Source organism: Pseudomonas chaetocerotis, from assembly GCF_015712105.2.
Lineage (GTDB): Bacteria > Pseudomonadota > Gammaproteobacteria > Pseudomonadales > Pseudomonadaceae > Aquipseudomonas > Aquipseudomonas chaetocerotis.
Window position 1 is genome coordinate 1 of record NZ_JACFYX020000025.1, and the last position, 5,635, is coordinate 5,635.

A 5,635-nucleotide genomic window follows, 5' to 3' on the forward strand; every position below is an offset into this window, starting at 1 on the left:
TTCGTATAGGAGCTTGACGATGACCTACTCTCACATGGTGAAGCACCACACTACCATCGGCGATGCGTCGTTTCACTACTGAGTTCGGGATGGGATCAGGTGGTTCCAACGCTCTATGGTCGTCAAGCAATTCGGTTGGGATCTCGCGGTTAGGCGCTATCCCTTGGATACGTGATAGATACTTTGTAGTTCTTGCAAATTTTCGGCTTTCTGTCGACTTCACCATCGACACCCTCTGCTTGAGGGCAGATTGTTTGGGTGTTATATGGTCAAGCCTCACGGGCAATTAGTATGGGTTAGCTCAACGCCTCACAGCGCTTACACACCCCACCTATCAACGTCGTAGTCTTCGACGGCCCTTCAGGGAGCTCAAGGCTCCAGTGAGATCTCATCTTGAGGCAAGTTTCCCGCTTAGATGCTTTCAGCGGTTATCTTTTCCGAACATAGCTACCCGGCAATGCCACTGGCGTGACAACCGGAACACCAGAGGTTCGTCCAACCCGGTCCTCTCGTACTAAGGTCAGCCCCTCTCAAATCTCAAACGTCCACGGCAGATAGGGACCGAACTGTCTCACGACGTTCTAAACCCAGCTCGCGTACCACTTTAAATGGCGAACAGCCATACCCTTGGGACCGGCTTCAGCCCCAGGATGTGATGAGCCGACATCGAGGTGCCAAACACCGCCGTCGATATGAACTCTTGGGCGGTATCAGCCTGTTATCCCCGGAGTACCTTTTATCCGTTGAGCGATGGCCCTTCCATACAGAACCACCGGATCACTAAGACCTACTTTCGTACCTGCTCGACGTGTCTGTCTCGCAGTCAAGCGCGCTTTTGCCTTTATACTCTACGACCGATTTCCGACCGGTCTGAGCGCACCTTCGTACTCCTCCGTTACTCTTTGGGAGGAGACCGCCCCAGTCAAACTACCCACCATACACTGTCCTCGATCCGGATAACGGACCAGAGTTAGAACCTCAAGGTTGCCAGGGTGGTATTTCAAGGATGGCTCCATGAGAACTGGCGTCCCCACTTCAAAGCCTCCCACCTATCCTACACAAGCAAGCTCAAAGTCCAGTGCAAAGCTATAGTAAAGGTTCACGGGGTCTTTCCGTCTAGCCGCGGATACACTGCATCTTCACAGCGATTTCAATTTCACTGAGTCTCGGGTGGAGACAGCGCCGCCATCGTTACGCCATTCGTGCAGGTCGGAACTTACCCGACAAGGAATTTCGCTACCTTAGGACCGTTATAGTTACGGCCGCCGTTTACCGGGGCTTCGATCAAGAGCTTCGCTTGCGCTAACCCCATCAATTAACCTTCCGGCACCGGGCAGGCGTCACACCCTATACGTCCACTTTCGTGTTTGCAGAGTGCTGTGTTTTTAATAAACAGTCGCAGCGGCCTGGTATCTTCGACCGGCATGGGCTTACGTAGTAAATACTTCACCCTCACCGGCGCACCTTCTCCCGAAGTTACGGTGCCATTTTGCCTAGTTCCTTCACCCGAGTTCTCTCAAGCGCCTTGGTATTCTCTACCTAACCACCTGTGTCGGTTTGGGGTACGGTTCCTAGTTACCTGAAGCTTAGAAGCTTTTCCTGGAAGCATGGCATCAACCACTTCGCATTCTAAAAGAACGCTCGTCATCAGCTCTCGGCCTTAAGATCCCGGATTTACCTAAGATCTCAGCCTACCACCTTAAACACGGACAACCAACGCCGTGCTGGCCTAGCCTTCTCCGTCCCTCCATCGCAGTAACTAGAAGTACGGGAATATTAACCCGTTTCCCATCGACTACGCATTTCTGCCTCGCCTTAGGGGCCGACTAACCCTGCGTCGATTAACGTTGCGCAGGAAACCTTGGTCTTTCGGCGTGCGAGTTTTTCACTCGCATTGTCGTTACTCATGTCAGCATTCGCACTTCTGATACCTCCAGCAAGCTTCTCAACTCACCTTCACAGGCTTACAGAACGCTCCTCTACCGCTCATCCAAAGGATGAACCCGTAGCTTCGGTGTATGGTTTGAGCCCCGTTACATCTTCCGCGCAGGCCGACTCGACTAGTGAGCTATTACGCTTTCTTTAAAGGATGGCTGCTTCTAAGCCAACCTCCTAGCTGTCTAAGCCTTCCCACATCGTTTCCCACTTAACCATAACTTTGGGACCTTAGCTGACGGTCTGGGTTGTTTCCCTTTTCACGACGGACGTTAGCACCCGCCGTGTGTCTCCCGTGCTGACACTTGCTGGTATTCGGAGTTTGCATCGGTTTGGTAAGTCGGGATGACCCCCTAGCCGAAACAGTGCTCTACCCCCAGCAGTGATACACGAGGCGCTACCTAAATAGCTTTCGAGGAGAACCAGCTATCTCCGAGCTTGATTAGCCTTTCACTCCGATCCACAGGTCATCCGCTAACTTTTCAACGGTAGTCGGTTCGGTCCTCCAGTCAGTGTTACCTAACCTTCAACCTGCCCATGGATAGATCGCCCGGTTTCGGGTCTATACCCAGCGACTAAAGCGCCCTATTAAGACTCGCTTTCGCTACGCCTCCCCTATTCGGTTAAGCTCGCCACTGAATATAAGTCGCTGACCCATTATACAAAAGGTACGCAGTCACCCAACAAAGTAGGCTCCCACTGCTTGTACGCATACGGTTTCAGGTTCTATTTCACTCCCCTCTCCGGGGTTCTTTTCGCCTTTCCCTCACGGTACTGGTTCACTATCGGTCAGTCAGTAGTATTTAGCCTTGGAGGATGGTCCCCCCATGTTCAGACAAGGTTTCTCGTGCCCCGTCCTACTCGATTTCATTGATAAGAGCGTTTCGTGTACGGGGCTATCACCCACTACGGCGGCACTTTCCAGAGCCTTCCACTACACTCAAATCAACTTAAGGGCTAGTCCCCGTTCGCTCGCCACTACTTAGGGAATCTCGGTTGATTTCTTTTCCTCAGGGTACTTAGATGTTTCAGTTCCCCTGGTTCGCCTCTTGCACCTATGGATTCAGTACAAGATACCCGGCTTATGCCGGGTGGGTTCCCCCATTCAGAGATCTCTGGATCACAGTCTGTTTGCCGACTCCCCAAAGCTTTTCGCAGGCTACCACGTCTTTCATCGCCTCTGACTGCCAAGGCATCCACCGTATGCGCTTCTTCACTTGACCATATAACCCCAAGCAATCTGGTTACTGTCTCAATCGTGAAGACGACATTCGCCGAAAATTTGCGTCTTGAGAACTACAAATTTTACCTTGACCAGATCAATTGCCAGTGAAAGCAATTAATCAGTCACTTCTATCACATATCCAAATTTTTAAAGAACGATATTCGTACCGGTCAAAAGACCAGAAATCAGCACTCAACAGGCTTACCCTGAAGCGCTCATTTCTGAACTCTTTAACACTCACCGCAACACAAGAGAGTGGTGGAGCCAAGCGGGATCGAACCGCTGACCTCCTGCGTGCAAGGCAGGCGCTCTCCCAGCTGAGCTATGGCCCCGTATTCTTCTGCACCAAGCAATTGGTAGGTCTGGGCAGATTTGAACTGCCGACCTCACCCTTATCAGGGGTGCGCTCTAACCAACTGAGCTACAGACCTATAACAGGGTCGCGTTACAGCATCGTCTTCGACTATGAATCAAGCAATTCGTGTGGATACTCATGAAGAAGCTGATGTCTTCGATTAAGGAGGTGATCCAGCCGCAGGTTCCCCTACGGCTACCTTGTTACGACTTCACCCCAGTCATGAATCACTCCGTGGTAACCGTCCCCCCGAAGGTTAGACTAGCTACTTCTGGAGCAACCCACTCCCATGGTGTGACGGGCGGTGTGTACAAGGCCCGGGAACGTATTCACCGTGACATTCTGATTCACGATTACTAGCGATTCCGACTTCACGCAGTCGAGTTGCAGACTGCGATCCGGACTACGATCGGTTTTATGGGATTAGCTCCACCTCGCGGCTTGGCAACCCTTTGTACCGACCATTGTAGCACGTGTGTAGCCCTGGCCGTAAGGGCCATGATGACTTGACGTCATCCCCACCTTCCTCCGGTTTGTCACCGGCAGTCTCCTTAGAGTGCCCACCATAACGTGCTGGTAACTAAGGACAAGGGTTGCGCTCGTTACGGGACTTAACCCAACATCTCACGACACGAGCTGACGACAGCCATGCAGCACCTGTGTCTGAGTTCCCGAAGGCACCAATCCATCTCTGGAAAGTTCTCAGCATGTCAAGGCCAGGTAAGGTTCTTCGCGTTGCTTCGAATTAAACCACATGCTCCACCGCTTGTGCGGGCCCCCGTCAATTCATTTGAGTTTTAACCTTGCGGCCGTACTCCCCAGGCGGTCAACTTAATGCGTTAGCTGCGCCACTAAGTTCTCAAGGAACCCAACGGCTAGTTGACATCGTTTACGGCGTGGACTACCAGGGTATCTAATCCTGTTTGCTCCCCACGCTTTCGCACCTCAGTGTCAGTATCAGTCCAGGTGGTCGCCTTCGCCACTGGTGTTCCTTCCTATATCTACGCATTTCACCGCTACACAGGAAATTCCACCACCCTCTACCGTACTCTAGCTCGCCAGTTTTGGATGCAGTTCCCAGGTTGAGCCCGGGGCTTTCACATCCAACTTAACGAACCACCTACGCGCGCTTTACGCCCAGTAATTCCGATTAACGCTTGCACCCTTCGTATTACCGCGGCTGCTGGCACGAAGTTAGCCGGTGCTTATTCTGTCGGTAACGTCAAAACACTAACGTATTAGGTTAATGCCCTTCCTCCCAACTTAAAGTGCTTTACAATCCGAAGACCTTCTTCACACACGCGGCATGGCTGGATCAGGCTTTCGCCCATTGTCCAATATTCCCCACTGCTGCCTCCCGTAGGAGTCTGGACCGTGTCTCAGTTCCAGTGTGACTGATCATCCTCTCAGACCAGTTACGGATCGTCGCCTTGGTGAGCCATTACCTCACCAACTAGCTAATCCGACCTAGGCTCATCTGATAGCGCAAGGCCCGAAGGTCCCCTGCTTTCTCCCGTAGGACGTATGCGGTATTAGCGCCCGTTTCCGGACGTTATCCCCCACTACCAGGCAGATTCCTAGGCATTACTCACCCGTCCGCCGCTAAATCAAGGAGCAAGCTCCTCTCATCCGCTCGACTTGCATGTGTTAGGCCTGCCGCCAGCGTTCAATCTGAGCCATGATCAAACTCTTCAGTTCAATACTGCTTGGGTTTTGAGAAAACCCTAAACTTGGCTCAGCAATCGCAAAACTTTCAAATTAATGAAAGGTAACTCTCGAATTAACGAGTGTTGCTTTGTGATGCTGATAATCAGTTGACTATCAGTCTTACCTCACAAGCACCCACACGAATTGCTTGATTCAGTTGTTAAAGAACAGTTGGTTAAGCCTTTCGTCTCAACCGAGGCGCGCATTCTACAGCAGCCTCTCTATCTGTCAAGCTGTTTTTCAAATTTGTTTCCGGAGAAACTTCTTTCTACTCAACCACTTGCGCCTTCAATCAGAACTTCTTCTCTCCAGCGGGAGGCGCATTCTACAGCGTTCAAAACCGCTGTCAACCACCTCTTTCAAACCGCTTTCGATCCATTCGACCGAAGCATCAACAGGATCAAACCACCACC

The 5,635-nt window shown here is 51.6% G+C and carries 2 tRNA genes and 3 rRNA genes; all 5 read right to left on the reverse strand.

Annotated features, from left to right (window positions below):
• Positions 1–11: 11 nt before the first annotated feature.
• The 5 genes from rrf to H3221_RS25455 all read right to left on the reverse strand — a co-directional run bounded on the left by rrf (position 12) and on the right by H3221_RS25455 (position 5,213).
• Positions 12–127 (reverse strand): 5S ribosomal RNA (gene rrf / locus H3221_RS25435).
• 138 nt (positions 128–265) lie between these two features.
• A 23S ribosomal RNA gene (locus H3221_RS25440) occupies positions 266–3,158 on the reverse strand.
• 258 nt (positions 3,159–3,416) lie between these two features.
• A tRNA-Ala gene (locus H3221_RS25445) sits at positions 3,417–3,492 on the reverse strand.
• Between the two features lie 22 nt (positions 3,493–3,514).
• Positions 3,515–3,591, reverse strand: a tRNA-Ile gene (locus H3221_RS25450).
• An 85-nt stretch (positions 3,592–3,676) separates the two neighbouring features.
• A 16S ribosomal RNA gene (locus tag H3221_RS25455) occupies positions 3,677–5,213 on the reverse strand.
• The 16S, 23S and 5S rRNA genes sit together here with 2 tRNA genes alongside, the layout of an rRNA operon.
• Positions 5,214–5,635 lie beyond the last annotated feature (422 nt).